Annotated in this window: 16 protein-coding genes; 11 read left to right on the top strand and 5 right to left on the bottom strand. The window is 48.6% G+C overall.

The annotated features are described in order from the left end of the window. Nucleotides 1-55 precede the first annotated feature (55 nt). Together OO258_RS13420 and OO258_RS13415 are read left to right on the top strand one after the other, a co-directional pair. Nucleotides 56-1,438, top strand: coding sequence for an aldehyde dehydrogenase family protein (locus OO258_RS13420; protein WP_103469114.1), 1,383 nt, complete (start codon nucleotides 56-58; stop codon nucleotides 1,436-1,438). After that, nucleotides 1,435-2,211: an N-formylglutamate amidohydrolase gene (locus OO258_RS13415; RefSeq protein WP_103469113.1), complete on the top strand. Its 777-nt coding sequence runs from the start codon at nucleotides 1,435-1,437 to the stop codon at nucleotides 2,209-2,211. The genes OO258_RS13420 and OO258_RS13415 overlap by 4 nt, the downstream gene beginning before the upstream one ends. Before the next feature lie 84 nt (nucleotides 2,212-2,295). On the opposite strand, the gene OO258_RS13410 is transcribed toward OO258_RS13415, so the two are convergent. Beyond that, on the bottom strand, nucleotides 2,296-2,841 hold the full coding sequence (locus OO258_RS13410; protein WP_103469112.1) for a helix-turn-helix domain-containing protein: 546 nt from the start codon (nucleotides 2,839-2,841) through the stop codon (nucleotides 2,296-2,298). Nucleotides 2,842-3,169: 328 nt separating this feature from the next. Further along, on the bottom strand, nucleotides 3,170-3,922 hold the full coding sequence (locus tag OO258_RS13405) for an SDR family NAD(P)-dependent oxidoreductase (protein WP_103469473.1): 753 nt from the start codon (nucleotides 3,920-3,922) through the stop codon (nucleotides 3,170-3,172). A 359-nt stretch (nucleotides 3,923-4,281) separates the two neighbouring features. Between OO258_RS13405 and OO258_RS13400 the strand changes: the two genes are divergently transcribed. The 9 genes from OO258_RS13400 to OO258_RS13365 all read left to right on the top strand — a co-directional run bounded on the left by OO258_RS13400 (nucleotide 4,282) and on the right by OO258_RS13365 (nucleotide 12,915). After that, nucleotides 4,282-5,265, top strand: coding sequence for an NAD(P)/FAD-dependent oxidoreductase (locus OO258_RS13400; protein ID WP_265978410.1), 984 nt, complete (start codon nucleotides 4,282-4,284; stop codon nucleotides 5,263-5,265). Continuing rightward, a complete protein-coding gene (locus OO258_RS27690; protein WP_103469110.1) occupies nucleotides 5,266-5,586 on the top strand; it encodes a 4Fe-4S dicluster domain-containing protein in 321 nt (106 codons plus the stop codon). 62 nt (nucleotides 5,587-5,648) lie between these two features. After that, the gene (locus tag OO258_RS13395) at nucleotides 5,649-7,028 is read left to right on the top strand and encodes a glutamine synthetase family protein (RefSeq protein WP_103469109.1); all 1,380 of its coding nucleotides are present in this window, start codon (nucleotides 5,649-5,651) and stop codon (nucleotides 7,026-7,028) included. 62 nt (nucleotides 7,029-7,090) lie between these two features. Beyond that, nucleotides 7,091-8,251, top strand: coding sequence for a cytochrome P450 (locus tag OO258_RS13390; protein WP_103469108.1), 1,161 nt, complete (start codon nucleotides 7,091-7,093; stop codon nucleotides 8,249-8,251). Nucleotides 8,252-8,264: 13 nt separating this feature from the next. Next, nucleotides 8,265-8,459, top strand: a complete 195-nt coding sequence (locus OO258_RS13385; protein WP_103469107.1) for a ferredoxin — start codon at nucleotides 8,265-8,267, stop codon at nucleotides 8,457-8,459. A gap of 147 nt (nucleotides 8,460-8,606) precedes the next feature. Next, nucleotides 8,607-9,344 (top strand): glutamine amidotransferase-related protein, encoded by a 738-nt coding sequence (locus tag OO258_RS13380; RefSeq protein WP_158664648.1) that lies wholly within the window; start codon nucleotides 8,607-8,609, stop codon nucleotides 9,342-9,344. Nucleotides 9,345-9,413: 69 nt separating this feature from the next. Next, nucleotides 9,414-10,865 (top strand): APC family permease, encoded by a 1,452-nt coding sequence (locus OO258_RS13375; protein ID WP_103469105.1) that lies wholly within the window; start codon nucleotides 9,414-9,416, stop codon nucleotides 10,863-10,865. Between the two features lie 69 nt (nucleotides 10,866-10,934). Beyond that, on the top strand, nucleotides 10,935-12,449 hold the full coding sequence (locus OO258_RS13370; protein ID WP_103469104.1) for an aldehyde dehydrogenase: 1,515 nt from the start codon (nucleotides 10,935-10,937) through the stop codon (nucleotides 12,447-12,449). A gap of 10 nt (nucleotides 12,450-12,459) precedes the next feature. After that, nucleotides 12,460-12,915, top strand: coding sequence for an Lrp/AsnC family transcriptional regulator (locus OO258_RS13365; protein WP_103469103.1), 456 nt, complete (start codon nucleotides 12,460-12,462; stop codon nucleotides 12,913-12,915). Nucleotides 12,916-14,927: 2,012 nt separating this feature from the next. On the opposite strand, the gene OO258_RS13360 is transcribed toward OO258_RS13365, so the two are convergent. The 3 genes from OO258_RS13360 to OO258_RS13350 form a co-directional block, all read right to left on the bottom strand. After that, nucleotides 14,928-16,280: an OprD family outer membrane porin gene (locus OO258_RS13360; protein WP_103469101.1), complete on the bottom strand. Its 1,353-nt coding sequence runs from the start codon at nucleotides 16,278-16,280 to the stop codon at nucleotides 14,928-14,930. Between the two features lie 142 nt (nucleotides 16,281-16,422). Continuing rightward, nucleotides 16,423-17,103, bottom strand: a complete 681-nt coding sequence (locus OO258_RS13355; protein ID WP_103469100.1) for a type 1 glutamine amidotransferase — start codon at nucleotides 17,101-17,103, stop codon at nucleotides 16,423-16,425. Further along, a partial coding sequence (locus OO258_RS13350; protein WP_266024392.1) for an MFS transporter occupies nucleotides 17,085-17,816 on the bottom strand: 732 nt, incomplete at its 5' end. The genes OO258_RS13355 and OO258_RS13350, both read right to left, overlap by 19 nt.

The following is a 17,816-nucleotide window of genomic DNA, read 5'->3' as shown; positions in this document are numbered from 1 at the left end:
TTGATGGATGTCTACGATTTTCAATGTACAAACAAAAACAAAATGAGGAAATCCTATGTCTAGTTACAAAATCGTTTCGCCTATCGATGGAATGCCTTTTCTGTCAGGTAACACTGCTAATGACACCGAGGTAGCTGCAGCCTTAAATTCGGCAGAGGAAGCATTCCAGTCTTGGCGATTCTCCTCCAAGCGCGAACGAGCAGACCTGGTAATTGCGCTGGCAGATGAGCTGATTCGGCGGTCGGATGAGCTGGCCAAGGCTGTATGTGTATCGATCGGGCGGCCAGCCGGTCAAGCTAACGAAGCGCCTAGATTTAAGAATGTGACTTTGGCGCAGATCGAGGCTCTTGAAGAACTCTTGGACGAGCGATACCCAAGTGACGAGCAAGTGACCCGATTCGTGAGACGGTATGGACAAGGCGTACATCTTTCGATTGCCCCCTGGAACTATCCTGTAGGATTGTTACCTTGGTTGATCGTAACGCCAATCTTGGGTGGCAATACAGTTATCTTGAAGCATGCTGCTCAAACGACTCAAGTAGGGCGTATAGTCAGAGAGGCCTATAAAGCTATTAATGGACCGGCTGGCGTTCTGCAGGTTCTCGAACTTGAACATCGCCAAGTCGATAGCATCATCAAGTCCGGGCGAGCGAAAGGAGTTAACTTTATTGGCTCTGTTAGCGGTGGGCTTTCAGTTCATGCTGCAGCTGCAGGAACACTGACTCATGTCCATCTGGAATTGGGTGGCAAGGATCCGGCTTATGTTCGTAAGGACGCAGATATTGAGCTTGCTGTGGCTGAGCTAGCGGATGGTTGTTTCTCAAATGCAGGCCAGTCATGCTGTTCGGTTGAGCGGATCTATGTGGATAGCAATATTCAAAACGATTTCATCGAGTGTTTCCGCAACGAAATGCTCAAATATCAGATCGGAAACCCAAATGACGCCAGAGCAACTGTCGGACCTGTTGTAAAAGCTTCGGCGGCTGAGTTTATCAAAAATCAGATTAAACAAGCAGTGCAGATGGGCGCTGCATCTTTTGAGAGCCCCATGCTTGACCTGGATGTAGCAGACCAATCTGCTTACGTGCGGCCGACTCTCCTTACGGGTGTCACTTCTCACATGGAAGTAATGCGAGAGGAAACATTTGGTCCAATCGCTTGCGTTCAAGTCGTTGCCAATGATGACGAAGCTATTCGTCTCATGAACGACAGTCAGTTTGGCTTGACGGCTGGAATCTGGACGCGTGATCAGGAAAGTGGATTGCGCATTGCTGATAAAGTTGACGCAGGAACAGTGTTTGTAAACCGTTGCGATCATGCAGACCTTTATTTGCCTTGGGGCGGGCTGAAAAACTCGGGTATCGGACGAGGAAATGGTAAAGAGGGGCTGTTAGGAGTGATGGATGCTAAGTCTTTCCACGTGAGAAAGCTGTCATGAGTATTGATGCTTTAGAGCCCAACATACTCGCGCGCTATGTTGATGCTGCGGTAGAAATAATTCCAGGAGGCGCAAATGCGGAAATTGTCCTGATCTGCGAACACGGTGGTAGCGCGGTACCGTCTGCTTGGAATAACTTAGGTTTGCCTGAGGCTTTATTTGCCACGCATTATGGACAAGATTTAGGTTCGAAAGAACTGACGCTGAGTGTTGCCAGGCGATTAGGCGCGACTGCAGTTGTTGCAAATTATTCACGCTTGTATTTGGATTACAATAGGAAGTTTGATGATCCCGACTGCATTAGGTTAGATGTGGGCGGCATCCCGATTCCGGCTAACATAAATATAACTGAGCGTGATAGAAAGCTTCGTGAAGATATCGCGCGCAGGCCTTTAGAGCGCGCGATTGCAAGTTGGATGGAGGGCACTTTATCAAAGGCTAAAGTAGCCGTTTCCATTCATTCATTCACGCCGGTCTGGTATAATAAATTTCGCTCGTGCGAAGTTGGCGTGATGTGGCGTGATAGTGAAGCATTCCCTGCTAATCTACTCCAAAAAATCGCAGAGCAGGATGTCTATCGTGTCGATGAAAACCAACCATATAGCTTCAAGGACAGTGATTGGTTTACGCTCGATCGGCATGGTTTATCAATCGGGGTCGCAAACGCGTACATTGAGGTGCGCAACGACCTAATTGATACGAAAGCCAAGTTGGAATCGATGTCTGCAGTACTTGCTAAAGCAATTATACGTTCCGCATCAGAGTTTAAGTAAGCTAACGCAATGTTGTCAGAAGCGGGGTCAATTTATTGATTCCGCTTTTTTTATTGTCAAGCACAAAACTCTCAGACGTCTGGATTAAACCATGCTATTGATCATTAGCACGTCCACGGTCCCTTCCGGGGCTACGTACGCATGGGGCTGCTCTGAGTCAAACAGAACGCTCTCACCCTCGTTCAAAATAATTGGGTCGTAATACTCGCTCAGCAGTTGGAGTTTACCTCTAATTACGAAAATGAACTCTTGACCTGGATGCTGACGCCAACCACCAACTTCTTCAAAAGATTTGGCGGTGATTGTGACCTTCCAGTAAAGATTGTGATCCTCTTTGAAGTCGGCACAGAGGCTTTCAAGTCGCATGCCTTGAGTGGACTGTACTTCGGCGGAGTTGTTTCGAGTAATAGTACGCCTGCCGGTTGCTTTCGGTTTGCTTGATGATAGAAAATTCGATGCAGGGACTTTGAGAATGTCGGCAATCCGAAGTGCGACGCTTACGGTAAGCTTAGTTTTACCTGTCTCAATTTTGGACATTTGCGAAGCTGAAATACCGAGTTCTCGAGCCAATGAACGAAGGCTCATGCCTCGCAGGTTACGCTGTTCACGGATCTGGTTGACAATAGACACCTTAATGTTCCTACTCAATTATGCCTAGCGAAAATCGCTGAAATGTGAGCTTTATAGCACAGGATTTCCTAAATCTACAAATTATTCCATTTAGGAAACTCGATTGTCGCCCCATGCGTCAAGCATCGAATGCAGCGGGCAAATTGCATCGAAACGGTGCAGGCTAGAGGGGAGGTGTGGATTACTGAACAGTGACCGAGCAGTCATACTCAAATGCTAACGTATTGATAAAAAATAAAATTTTTTAAATTAAAATGTTACAAAAAGACGGGGGCTGCTTCAGCCCCCGCCCAGTCAATCCGCGCCTTGACGGCCGAACAAGTACCTTTTAATACTTGAGCATAAGACCGCCATCGACAATCAAGTCTGTGCCAGTGATGTAAGCCGATGCGTCAGATAGCAAGAACATAGCTGCATTCGCCATGTCGGCGGCTTCACCGACCCTACCCATGGGGACATAGTCAGCTGCGTTCTTGAGCTTCTCAGGTGAATCCCAGCGTGCCTGCATAGGGGTATGGGTGATACCTGGATAAATAGTATTGGAGCGAATCCCTTCAGCGGCTAACTGCATTGCAATTGATTTGGAGATCGCTGGGATACCAGCTTTAGAGGCTGCATATGCGTCTTGAGGAGCGGTGTCGCCACGCAAGCATTGGACAGTGGAGAAGTGCACCATTGAGCCGCCGCCTGATTTCCGCATGTAGGGAACAGTCGCTCGGATCGTATGCACCAGGGTTTTCAAATCGATGTCCATGACCTGATCCCAGACATCCAAATCGATATCAAGCAGCGACACATCCTTACCGAACCACAGTACACCTGCGACGTTGGCCAGGTAATCAATGCGGCCGAATCGATGATAAGCATTTTCAACTGCTTCGTTGACGAAGCGTGGGTCGGTCAAGTCGCCTTTTGCAAACAGGACCTTGTCAAAGCTGGCCAGCTCTTCAGGCATGTCTTTGACGTCAATTGCTAGTACCGAGGCGCCTGCCTCGAGCATTTTTTTTGACAGAGCCAAACCCATACCGCCACCTGCTCCAGTCACAACTGCCACTTTGCCAAAGAAATCGTAGTTAACCATGTCCACTCCCGCTTGATTGTTGTTCTGCATTCACAAGCTCAGATGATCCAGGGATGCCGGAGTTGAGCTATTGGTGTTTCCAGTGTGGAAACATGTTTCTTTTTATAGAACCTGGTGTGTTCTGTCAACACGCGCTTTGCGGAGCAATGGGTCAGTAGAAACGGTCGATACCATGCGCAAATGAGAGGTATTCGCATGGGGATTGCTGTGCTAGAGCTGGCAAAAATACGGCGATGTGGGCTAACTGACTGATTATTGGAGGGAAAAAAAATATGCTACAAAGCCGGCAAAAAAGTCTTGTCGTGAAACATGTTTCCAAATAGGATACACAAAACAACGACAAAAAGGGTGGCCGGATTATGAGCAACTCCAAGGAATTCGATCTAGTGATTGTGGGCGCGGGCCCGATTGGGTTGTATGCCGCCTACTACGCGGGTTTCAGGGGCCTTAAAACGGCCTTGTTCGACGGGTTGCCCCAGGTTGGTGGGCAGGTGGCAACCATGTACCCTGAAAAGCTGATCCATGATGTAGCGGGTTTCCCTGCCATCAAAGGCAGTGATTTCATTTCGAATCTGCTTGAGCAGTCGCGGCGGCAAGAATATGAACTGCATCTCGGTGAACTGGTTGTCGATCTGGTAGCGGAAGGTGATGGCTATGTACTCCAGACCGACCTCGGTGAGACTTACCATACAAAGGCAGTTGTACTTGCCGCCGGACTAGGAAAATGCACGCCGCGCTCTCTACCTGCATTGGAGGGTGTTCACTCTTCAAACGTAATGCATTTCATTTCAGAGCTCTCAGCGTTAGACAACAAACACGTAGTCATCGCGGGCGGTGGTGATAGTGCTGTCGACTGGGCAAATGCGGCGGCAGAAAGAGCTAAGTCAGTCACCGTTATACATCGTCGCGCACGCTTCCGAGCTCACGAGGCGAGTGTCAAGGAGATGTACAAAAAAGGTGTGCGAGTCATCGCCCCAGGCGAGGTTGTCGCTTACCACGAGGAGCAAGGACTCGAGTTCTTGGAAATCACGGGTGCTAACAATGAAAGTAAAGAAATTATTTCTTTTGACAAGTTTATTGTTGCGCTTGGGTTTCATTCGGATCTGGGCCCAATTGCTGAGTGGAAAATCAATATCGATGGTTTCAGGATTCCTGTTAAAGAGGATATGGAAACCAATATGCCATGCATATACGCTGTTGGCGATGTAAGTGAGTATCCAGGCAAGGTTCGGTTGATTGCTGTTGGGTTTGGAGAGGCAGCTATCGCTGTGAACCATGCTGCAGCTGCGATTTCTCCTGAAATGTCGGTTTTACCTGGCCATAGTACAAATGAGGTGAGCTAAATGCCTTATGTAATTACAGATGCTTGTATACAAAGTCGTGATCAAGCTTGCGTCGACGTATGTCCAGTAGATTGCATCTATGAAGCGAACAGCCGGCTATGGATTCAGCCGGACGAATGTACTGAATGCGGGGCTTGCGAGTCCGTATGTCCGGTAGAGGCAATTCACTACGTGGATATGTCGAGTGATAGTTCAGATCTGATTGAAGCTCGACAGTTCTTTGAAGAACCTCTACCTGGTAGAGGGGAAGTGATAGGTAGCCCGAAGGGGTCGCAAAAGATTGGAAAAATCCTGAGTGATCACCCAAGGCATCATGGTTGAGGTAGAAAACTAATAGCTGAGTTGTGCTAGTGCTCAGTCGGAATCTGAACAGGACATGCAAAATGAACAAAGACAACAATAAAGATCTCCTGAAAGTCCGTGAGTTTATTGAACGAAATAACATCGATACGATTCGGGTTGGAGCCGTTGATATTGATGGTGTCTGGCGAGGTAAGCAAGTTGGAGCTGAGTATTTTCTGGAACGAGTCGCCGTTACCGGAACTCAGGCTTCAAACGTATTGTTTGGATGGGATGTAACTGACACGTTGGTTGATGGCCTGTCTTATACAGGGTGGGACTCAGGCTATCCTGATATTTGTTTTATTCCAGACCTCAGTACCCTATCTCTTGTGCCTTGGCAGGCTAGAACTGCTTCAGTGATTTGTGATTTTTATACAACTGCCGGCAAGCCGTTATTTCTCTGCCCGCGGGGCATTTTAAAGCGTTCGATTGCTAAAGCAAAAAACATGGGCTACCAGTGCTTTGCGGCTTATGAGTTTGAGTTTTATCTAATTGAAGGCAGCGCTGATGATATTGCAGATAATAATTGGCAAAATATCGCGCCAGCCCGAAAAAGTGGGCACTGCTATAGTATGCTTCATTACTCGAGTTCTTCCGATGTCATGGGTGAAGTTCGCCAGTTTATGCGCGAAGCGGGCATACAGCTGGAGGCAACAAACAGCGAGCATGGACCAGGACAATACGAAGTCAACATCAAATATGGCGATGCACTCCAAGCAGCCGATGATGCGATTTTCGTGAAAAACGGCATCAAAGAGATTGCAGCTAAGCATGGCTTGGTTGCTACCTTCATGGCAAAGCCAAATGCAGAATGGGCAGGGTCTTCAGGCCATGTACATATGAGCCTGGCAGACGGTAACGGCGAGTCGCTGTTTGCAAACCCAGAAGATCCAGGCCAACTTTCGGCTCTTGGGAAGCATTTCTTGGCAGGCATGGTCAGCCATGCAAGAGAAATGTCCGCCATTTTTCTTCCCACCCTCAATTCTTATAAGCGTACTGCGGGTGCATCTTGGGCGGGCGGAAATGCTTCATGGGGGTTCGATAATCGAACCGTCTCACATCGCGCAATCACTTCTGCAGGTAGTGCAGCACGTGTCGAAAACCGCATTCCAGGAGCTGACACAAATCCGCACCTGGTGGTTGCGGCAATTCTTTTATCGGGTCTGGAAGGCATACAGAAACAGCTAAACCCGAATGAACCGATCCTAGGTAATGCTTATCACGTCAGCGCTGAGAAAGCAGATCCACTTGCGACTTCTCTGGAAGAGGCGGCGCGGCTCTTTAGTCAGAGCGAGACGGCACGTGAGATGTTTACCCCGGAATTTGTTGATCACTATGTACAAATGAAGAAATGGGAGCTCAGGCAGAACGCGGCGTTTATTACTGACTGGGAGCTTAAGCGGTATCTGAGCATTATTTAAGTTAGGAAATATCTGCCGTCGTCGATCTGGGCGGCGGCTAAAGAGTAGCGAGGAATGATGGGATGAGCGACGTAAATAAAATTGCTGAAAATTTTGATTTTCATGGCGAAGCACTAGACAATATTTTTGATACGTACGCAGCGTTGCGTAACGGTTGCCCAGTTGGACGCAGCAAGCACTATGGCGGTTTCTGGTTTTTGACCAAAAGTGACGATATCTTTGCCGCAGAGCAAGATCCTCAGGCATTCTCTGTTGCCCCGTCGATGATGGTCCCTTCCGTATCTGAAGGAATTCAGCTGCCTCCAATCGACATTGATCCGCCAGAACATACAGCCTATCGGCGAATCTTGCTGCCTTTGTTTACTCCACAAGAACTCAAAAAACTAGAGCAACCAATTCGAGATACTGCTCGAAGCTTGGCTGAAGAATTTGCTAAGAAAGGTAGCGGTGCTGACGCCTCGTATCAATATTCTCGACCATTGCCGACTATCATCTTTAGTCGTCTAGCTGGCTATCCAGAAAGTGACTGGCCAAAGTTCGATAAATGGGTCGATGACATTATTTATGAGCGGGTAGAAAAACCTGAAGTTGCTCAGCAAGCATGCAGAGATGTCTTTGCATACTTCGGGGACCTTCTCGATAAATGGGAAGATCCAGGTGAAAATCAGACCCTGATGGACTATCTCTGCAAGGCTAAGTTGGATGGGCGTCCACTGACCCGCGACGAACTTCTTCGCTATTGTTATCTGCTTTTCCTGGCAGGACTCGATACTACGGCATGGTCCATTCGAGCCGGTTTGTGGCACCTCGCAAATAACGTTGAGGATCAGCGCAAACTTCGTGAAAATCCCGAGTTGATCCCCATGGCCTGTGAAGAGTTTCTCCGTACATTGTCTCCAGTTCAAGTGATGGGGCGAACCTGCCTGAAGGACACCGTGATCAGAGGTCAAGAGATCAAGGAAGGTGACCGCGTCATGTTGGTCTTTGGCGCGGGCAATCGTGACGAAGAAATCTTCCCGGATCCAGACAAGATTGATATCGGGCGCCAAGAAAATCGTCATTTGGCTTTTGGCGGTGGTATCCATCGTTGCCTGGGTTCAAACCTGGGCCGTCGTGAGCTCGTTGTAGGGATCGAAGAGTTCCTGCGAGCCGTACCTGAGTTTCGCCCTGCAGACCCTAGTGAAAAATGGCATGGGGTCGGTCCGCTGAAACTCGCTTTTTGATGAGGGGTTAACTATGAAAGTTCAAGTTGATGAAGCTCGCTGCCAAGGTCATGCACGTTGTGTTTATTTTGCTCCGGAAGTATTTGAAATCGATGACGAGGGTTATGCAAAAGTAAAGCCTGGTTTTGAAGATGTCCCGTCAGAGCTACAGGATAGCGTAAAGAAAGCCTGCGCTAACTGTCCCGAATTGGCCATCAAAATTTCCTGACAGTGAGGGGCAGGGTTCGTGGTGATTATCCGAGTTTTGATTTGTGACGGTAATACCAGGGAAGATAGGGCGTCGTTCACTGAGTACACCGGGTGTACCCCAAGCGAGCATATAGCTGGGCTGCTCTTGGCTATGGACAATGACATAGTGATCGAAATCGTATTTCCGGCGGACCCTGATCCTGTGCGAACGCTCCCTTTGCATTTGTACGACGGCATACTCTTCACCGGATCAAATTCACACATTTATGATGGGCAGCCGAGTACTGCCAGGCAGTTGGATTTTGCGCGTAAAGCTTTCGCGTCCGGCGTACCGCTTTTCGGTATTTGTTGGGGGTTACAACTCGCCGCTGCAGCTGCTGGAGGCCGGGTGGGTCCTAACCGGGCAGACTATGGGATATGTGAGACGCCATTCGCTGCTGGTATCCAGCTCACGGATGCCGGAACGAAACACCCAATGCATAAGAGCCGTAACCTGCGATTCGATGAGTTTTCCTTTCATTCCGATGAGGTGATTGAGTTGCCTCAAGGTGCAGTTGTTACGGCTCGAAATGGAAAGTTCATACAAGCTGCTGAAATCAAGTTCGATAAGTCGATATTCTGGGGTGTTCAATACCATCCTGAACTTTTGGGAAGGGACCAAGCTGGATACCTTCGTGAAAGCGCAAAGTCGCTAGTTGCAGATGGGACGTTCGATAGTCTTAAAAATGTTGAGGAAATTGCAGCATTAATTGAAGGCTATAATCATGAATTAGATTCTCCTCGCTTGAATCAGCTTTGCTGCGGAGTTGACATGACACTGTTTGAGTACCGGCCGCTTGAATTAATAAACTGGCTGCAGCACCTTGTGATTCCTCGGGCCGCGAGCGACCGCGCTATTGGGTAAGGATGCCTCAACTCACAATTCCGTAAATGTGTGAAGAATGTTACGTATATCGTTAACGGAGAATAAGAAATGACTTCACCAAATGTTGAGCGCTCTGAAGATCCCGGAAATAAACAGCTGAAAGGGAACTTGGGGCCTATCGGAATCGCAATGATGGTGGTTGCCACTGCAGCACCACTAACGGTAATGGCTGGTATAAGTCCTCTCGTTATTAGTTTTGGTAATGGTATTGCGGCTCCGGTTGATGCCTTAACAGTTGGTTTTGTCATGCTGCTGTTTTCGGTTGGATTCGTTGCGATGTCTAAATACATCGACAATGCAGGAGCTTTTTATGCTTACATTCTGAAAGGAATGGGGCGAGTATTTGGCTTGGGTGCAGCTTCTCTGGCTGTATTTTCATATACACTCGTTTTGATAGCGCTTGAAGCCTATCTGGGGATCGTACTTAGCAATACATTTTCATCGTTGACTGATATGCATGTTCCATGGTGGGTCTTCACTGTAATGGTCATCGGTTTTGTTGGGTTTCTTGGCTATAGGAATGTGGAGCTCAGTGCCAAAGTTCTTGGTGTGGCTTTGGTGTTGGAGATTTTAGTTATTATGTTTGTCGATTTGTCCGTAATTATTAATACGGCACACGGTGGTTTTTCGATCGAGCCATTTTCTGTGTCTGAGGTACTGTCCGGATCACCTGGCCTTGGCTTGCTATTTACAATTTTCGGATTCATTGGGTTTGAGTCAACAGTTGTTTATAGAGAGGAGGCGGTTGATCCAGAGCGCTCTATTCCGAAAGCAACCTATATCGCTGTGGGGTTTATCTCATTGCTCTATTGCGTCTCCTTTTACTGTGTTGTAACGGGTATTGGTCTGGATAAAGTAGTTGATGTGGCGACGCATAATCCTGAAGGCATGTATCTTGATTTGGTGTCCACTTACTTAGGTCATGTCGCAAAGGACGCAGCTCAACTCCTCCTGATTACAAGTCTTTTTGCCGTCGTGATATCAATTCATAACATCGTAGCGCGCTACAAGTACGTGTTGGGCTCTTGTGGTGTTCTTATGGCACAGTTAGCTAGGGTCCATGATGTGCATTGCTCTCCATATGTTGCCTCGGCTGTTCAAACTATCGTGTCAATTATTCTGATTGCAGCGGCAGTTTTACTCGGTCTTGACCCAGCAACCGAAGTCTATGCTACTGGCGCCGCAGCTGGCACGCTCGGTTATATGATGATCGTTGTGTTGGCTTGCTTGTCGGTAATTCTGTATTTCGCACGGCACCAGGGCTTGGGAAGCGCTTGGAAAACAAAATTTGCGCCAGGTCTCGCATTTGTGGCGCTTAGCGGCTTTCTTTATATAGCCCTGATGAACTTGTCAGCCCTCACAGGTTCGGAAGGGAGCTTGGTAAACACACTGATTATTGTAGCCCTGGCAGTTGCGTTTCTTATAGGAAGTCTTGGTGGGATAGTTATGAAAATAAAGGCACCGAAACGGTTTGATGCGATTTTGGATGCTATGCGTTGACTTGTGCCTGCGCCACCGTTAGCCACGGCTTCGGTGGCGTATCCAGCTCCTCTCCATTAAGGGAAAACCATGGACGCACTTGCTAGGCATCCGATTTATGCACAGTATTGGCATGATAAGGCGCGACAGCAGCCGTATGAAGGTCGTTGTTTCATAAATGGTAGGTTTGTTGAAGCCCTTGACGGAGGGGTTTTCGATTGTTACTCACCTATTGATGGGCGGTTTTTGGCCCGTATCGCGTCAGGGAAATCTGCGGACGTAGATCTTGCAGTTGCAAGCGCTAGAACTGCATTTGAAGACAGGCGATGGGCCGGAATGCCTCTCATCATGCGTAAACAGATTTTAAACAAACTGGCGAATCTGGTGCTTGCCCGCAAAGACGAGCTAGCCCTTTTAGAAACCATGGATATGGGAAAACCAATTTCTTCTTCATGGAACGTTGATATCCCCGCCGTCGCGCAGTGCTTCCAATGGTACGCAGAAGCCATAGACAAACTCTACGAGGACATCGCACCTACCTCAGATGGACACTTGGGAATGATTACGAGGGAGCCTCTAGGCGTTGTCGGGGCCATTGTGCCCTGGAATTACCCTTTACTTACGGCTGCTTGGAAAGTCGCTCCAGCATTAGCAATGGGAAATTCGGTAATCCTTAAGCCTGCTGAACAGTCACCACTGACAGCCATTCGATTGGCTCAATTAGCGATTGAAGCCGGGGTTCCTAAAGGGGTCTTGAATGTGGTGCCGGGGTTAGGGCGTACTGCGGGAAAAGCTCTAGCCTTGCATAATGATGTTGACGGAATACTCTTTACAGGATCTACGGCAACTGGCCGTTTGTTGATGGAGTATTCCGCCAGAAGTAATCTTAAGAAAGTTAGCTTGGAGTTGGGTGGAAAGAGTCCATCAATTATTCTTTCGTCGTACTCGGATATCGAGAAGGCGGCTTCAATAGTTGCAGAAAGGATGTTCAGCAATCAGGTGCAAACTTGCATCGCACCCTCAAGATTGATCGTGGAGCGTTCTGTACATTCGCGAGTTGTTGATGCAGTGATGAAGGTTGCCGAAATGATGCAGCCAGCGGACCCGCTGTCACCTGCCACTCGTGTAGGAGCAGTGGTTGATGCTCGCCACGCTGATCGAGTGATGGGTTACATAGAACGGGCTGTTACAAGTGGTGCTCAACTTATCACAGGGGGGCAGCGTGCATTTGTGGAAACTGGCGGATCTTATATTGTGCCAACGATTTTTGACAATGTATCGAACGACATGGAGATAGTTAGGGAGGAAGTTTTTGGGCCTGTCTTATCAATAATAACTGTAGACAGTGCCACTGAAGCGGTCGCTGTCGCCAATGATACGTCCTATGGTCTCGGGGCAGGAGTTTGGTGTGATAAGCTTTCTGAAGCTCATCAGATTGCAAAAAAATTGCGGGCTGGAGTTGTATATGTTAACTGCTACAATACATGCGATTTAACGACGCCTTTTGGCGGTATAAAACAGTCAGGGCATGGTCGAGATAAATCTATGCGTGCTTTTGATGAGTGCACTTCAGTTAAGACGACTCTAATGGATATTAAAAATTGAGCAGCTGTCAATGAGTAATTCACCTGCTGCTGTCGACTCCATTGATCGGCTAATCATAAAGGCTCTGTCTGTTGATAGTAATGTTAAGCTCAAAGCGCTTTCCAAAATTGTTGGGTTATCATCACATGCGTGTAAGAATAGAGTAAGTAGGCTTTTGACTAATGGTGTGGTTAGGAGGTTTTCACTGGATGTTTCTATTGCGGCACTGGGGTTCGGTGTTGAAGCCATCTTACGAATCCGTCCAGAAGCAGGTGAGAGGGAAAATGTTTATAATATGCTAGTGCAGATGAAGAATGTTACGCATTTTGATACAGTTGGCGGTGACTATCCGTTCCATTGTCGTGCGTGCGCAGCCAGCTTGGAAGAGTTGGATAATAGACTTGATAGTATTAAAAAATATGCCTACGTAAATGTTGATGTGGTGATTACTTCGCCATTCAGTTCGCGTATCCAAGGGCTTTTATAGTGGTGATTAGTTGCGTAGGCTGGGAATTGTTCTTGGCTCAGTCGCATTCATAGTCGATTTATTTAGACAGCCCTCGTTTGCTACGATGTGGTTCCGATGCTTTTCGATTTTTCTTAATTTGTAAGATCGGTATGGGAATTGATACCGCCAAGAGATATAAATCGAGTCGATTGCGACTGCGGTCGTAATGGCGCTACCAAGAGTTCTCCTCCATCGTAGACAGGTCAGGACTGCTTCATTGAGATCGTGTCGAGTCTTTTCAAACAGGCGATCGAGATCTCGGTCTCCATCTCGTGTTTCAAATAGTTTGCGGAGTTGTTCTGCGTCGTTCAGTTTCCTGGGAGCCCAGCCACCGTACGAACTGTGATTCCGCACATTGAGTTGTCTCAAACTTGGTGCTGCCTTACAGCTATCGACCGATTACTAGGCGATGCCTGACCATGAGCGACAATCTTCCAGAATACATAGTATGCCTATTTTCTGAACTGTCTCCCTTATTTATGCAATCAAAGGTTGGCTGTTTCTGGTGATAATGGCTATTGCTTCACCGGTAAGGGCAATCATGCTTTGTGTAGTTGCAATGGAGGGTATATGGCTTTTAGGGCTGTTGCCCTTCGATATATGGCAAGCCACTGGCCCGCTCTATCCAACGCTTTGGAGAAATCCCAGCCCATCGTTTCAAAGCATTAGTAAAGCTCGAACTCTCTGTATAGCCAAGAATCTCGACGTGTCTTGAGATACTCATTGGGGTTTTCTATGTAGTAACAAGCGAGCTTTTTGCGTACTGAGTCGAATAGGCTGGAGAAGGTATGCCCTTCATCTTTGAGTTGACGGGTCAATGTCCAGATCTTGAGCCCTAAGCGGTTCGTCACCTGCTCGATGCGTGGCACTTCAGTATGGATGAACTCTACGATTTCGAATCGGACTCATACGTCCACGGTAAAGAGCACCGAGTTGGATAGTCGCAACACACTGAAGCTTTGTTCAGCGATGAGAAGGACCTGGGGATCCGAAGCGTTCAAAATCAAGGCGTTGGAGTTCTGTTAAAATCGAACTTCGGTATGAAAAGCTTTCTGATAATCGTGCCCGCACTCTGGTCGGCCATGGTGAAGTGCACATCTAGCGGTGACCAGTGCTCGCCTAAAGCCCTTCGCATGATATTGAACACGTTGCCCAAAGTCATTCGCAGATCGCTGCCACCTTATCGAGAGCGGTACACACATACGCTAACGGCTGGTTTCGGTTGAATGCAACACCTAAGCGACTAAGCCGAGCCTCGGCGATGATCGAGTTGTCCATCGGCGGGGCATCGATCATGGTCAACCTCAGATCCAGCAGCTATGCCCACGTTATCCGGGGTGAGACGCATCGTTGCGTTTTGGCTCGCTACCGCACCGATGGAAGTACGTGCCAGCACCGAGGCAGCATAAGTTCGGCTGATTGCTGCGTTTGTGTGTTCAAATCGCACAGCGTTTCTCCGCTCACTACGTTCTGAGCGAGCCGAATGAAAGTCCTGAGGCGTGAAGGAATGGGTGTTCGGCTTGCGACCCTGCGCGTAAACCAAGGTAAGTTCCATTGACCAGGCATTGGGCATTTGCCGCTACAGAAGCAGAACTGAAGGCGGTTAAACCACCTGTCACGCCAGTTGAGTCTTACCAGCAGCCCGCGTGTGTCTCAATCGCCGCAGCTTCCCCGCACGGTAGCTCGCAACTAACCGAGAATCGCCTAATGCGCTCGCGATAGCCAAGTCCAGCGCATCGGCGAAGACATCTTTGAGAAGCTGAACTAGAAGCTGCATATGGTAACCATCGAGCAACACGAGCGTGGCGATTGGGCCTGCCGTCATTGCGAAACGCTGATCGAGGCACCACTGCGGGCTCGAGTGTTTTAGGTGAGCGCCACGGCAAGTCATGGCCGAACGCTTACGACTCATTAGCCTAAATCATATGCAGCCTTAGAAAAGCAGGTTTGGCCTGGCTTTTTGATGCGGCCCGGCCAAACCTGTAGGGAGGTTAGAAAATCTTGATGGGGATCGTGGTTACTAGGCGGAATTCGTCGTAGCTGCCATCAATCTGTCCCGGGGAGCCACGGTGGTTGTAAACAATCGTCTTGAAATTCCATGCCTGCAATGGCCCTGATTGCACCACGTAAGATAAGAGTAAGCCGTTCTCATCATGGGTGGCGCCGTCAAGGCCTCTGACGTTGTAACCTGTGGCATGTCCATTTCGATCGCCATTGTAATGCGTTCCGTCGATGTCCCAACCCTTAGCATGCCAGAGGGTCAGAGCCAGGCCAGGTACGCCAAACACGGCGAAATCTAAGTCGTATCGAAGCTGCCAAGATTTTTCGTTGGGGCCGTTGTAATCCGAAAACAGGGCGTTAGCGAGGTAGTTGCTGGTCGACTCGAACACGTAATCGAAATATTCGTCGCCCATCACCTGCTGCCAAGCGAGCGTCAGGCTATGGCCAGCATGGCTTCCTGTGACGGCCAAGCTATATGCGTCATTCTTTATGTACCCGAGCCGCATCTCGCCTTGGTCTTGGGTGTGGTAGTAGCTGAAGGCAGTCTTGAGGGAATAACCTTCGTTGGAGACGAGCTTGTGGGTGATGCCGAGATAACCTTGATCCCACATATTCTCAAACCTGGAGCCAAATAAGCTGACGTCAAGGTTCGGGTAAACTCGGGCTGTTGCTCCAAGGTAATTCAGGCGATCACCCTTGATCGCCCTGTTGCCATAATATGAGGCAAGGTCTTCGGATCTGCTGCCCGTACGCAGAATCGCTTTATCGAAGCTGCCTGCCTGTATCTTCAACCAATCCCATTCGTTACTCGAAATAGCAGTGCCTTGAAAGCTGGATGGAAGGGCGCGGTTGTCTTTTGGGCGTAGCATGGGATTGTCGACCATCATCCGGCCCACTTTGATCTCCGTTTTCGAGGCTTTGAATTTTACGTCCGCAACAGCTAGGCGGCTCCACGTCGGAATCGCATCGCCGTCGCTATCCACGAGAACTCGGTCGGCACCGTTAGCAATCGCGCCATGACCCCGCTCGAGGGTTACTGCACTGAACATGCTGGCATCCAAACCAAATCCTATCTTCCCAAGTGTATATCCAGAAGAATAATTCAGCATCGCTGCCTGGACCCAGGTCGTTCGATCACGGGTGGTCTCGGCACCCCACGGTTTCTTTACACTAAGCAGCGTGGTACCCGATGTACGTTGAACTGCGTAAAAATTACGAAGGTTCAACGAGAGTCTTGACCCTTCCAAGAAACCCTCACTGTCAGCACTCGGTGCAGCGAGTGCAACTTGAACAAATGGTGCGCACAGTGAAAATATTGTGAGTAGAGAATATCGAGATGGCATGTTTCAAGCCCTATATCCTGCTTTTTATGATGTTGGGCGAACGTAGGCTAGCTGGTCGTGTAAGATGGTCACCTTACTATTCGCCCAAGGATGGTTTTTGGCAGAGCTGAAGTTGTCGTTACTGGGTATTTAAGAGGGTTGATTAGGCGTTAACGAGATTGTCTAGAACTCTGAACATGAATTGACGAGCGACTATGATTTTCATCAGTTCCTCAGAGTCCTTTTCGGACATTTTATTGTGTTCGCCAGTTGGTAATGCTGTTGACTTATGTTTCCAGAGATATTCCATCGTCTCCGGTAGCATTTCTGGGTGGGCTTGGAATCCCAGAACCTGGTCATTCCACGAGAAAATCTGGTTGCGACATGCCTCTGTTGAACCAAGCAGAATACATGTTTCCGGAAGGATGAAGGTATTCCGGTGAAAAAAATAAAGAGGTGTTTTATTAGCCACGCCTTTCAATAGCCTGCTCTGAGTTCCAGCGTCATTCAGCAAGACGGGCAACCAGCCTGATTCAGAGTGCGTATGAGGAACCAGCTTCCCTCCTAGTGCCTCAGCGAGTAGTTGTGAACCGAGGCAAATACCTAGGACTTTTTTGCCGGCTAGAATGGATTCCTTGATAAATTCGATCTCGTCCTGGAGCCAGGCCTCGCATTCCTCTGGGTTTCCTCCTAATACCACCAATAGGTCAAAGCTAGATAGTTTGGGCCAAATGATTTGTTCGTGCAAGTTTGTGCCAGTTAAAGTGTGGCTTCGCTCACGCGCCCAATACTCGATGTTGCCGATGCCAGCTCTTGGCATATGAGCTAGGAAATGGACTCGCATTTGATGCCTCCCAATCGTTTGTTTTTTTTGAGCGCTAACAGCATGATGGTGCTTGCCACTAGAAAACCACACAAAATGGAAAGCCCAAGTTGGTTGCTGCCGCTTATTTTAGACAAATAACCCATGAGGTATGGGCCGGCGAATCCACCTAGACCACCGCATGAGTTGATAATGGCTATTCCGGCTGCAGAACTTTTTCTCGGTAGTAACTGGCTAGGAATAGACCAGAATGGCCCGTTGAATGCAAAAACTCCAACGATCGCAACGATCAGTGCTCCCAACATGCTTACGGTACTTGTAAGTTGCCCGCTGATCATCGCTGCGTAAGCCAAGATCACTAACAGCAATGGGGCCGCCGCATGTGCGTAGCGCTCACTTTTGCGATCGGAACGTCTCGCCCACGCGTTCATAAATACGCCGCCCACGATGTAGGGTATTGCAGAGATCAAGCCTACCTGAGTTGCCGAAGCTGTACCTGATAGTTGCTTAACTATTTGTGGTAGAAAGTACATCAATCCAAGCGTTCCGCTGATGTAAAAAAAGTACAGGGCCGACAGATACCAGACAGTAGGGTGGGTGAAAGCACGGCGGCGGCAAAAACTGAGTGCAACACCTGACCTTTCCGGTAGGGTGTTGCCATGTCTTATCACGAACTCAGCGTTGAAGAACGCTCCGATATCCAGGTCAGTCTGCTGCGTGGCATGAGCCAGCGC

Origin of the sequence: Pseudomonas sp. DCB_BI (assembly GCF_026240995.1) — a bacterium.
Lineage (GTDB): Bacteria > Pseudomonadota > Gammaproteobacteria > Pseudomonadales > Pseudomonadaceae > Aquipseudomonas.
Note: the sequence above shows the minus strand (reverse complement) of the source record. Positions and strands in the feature narration are given on the sequence as shown.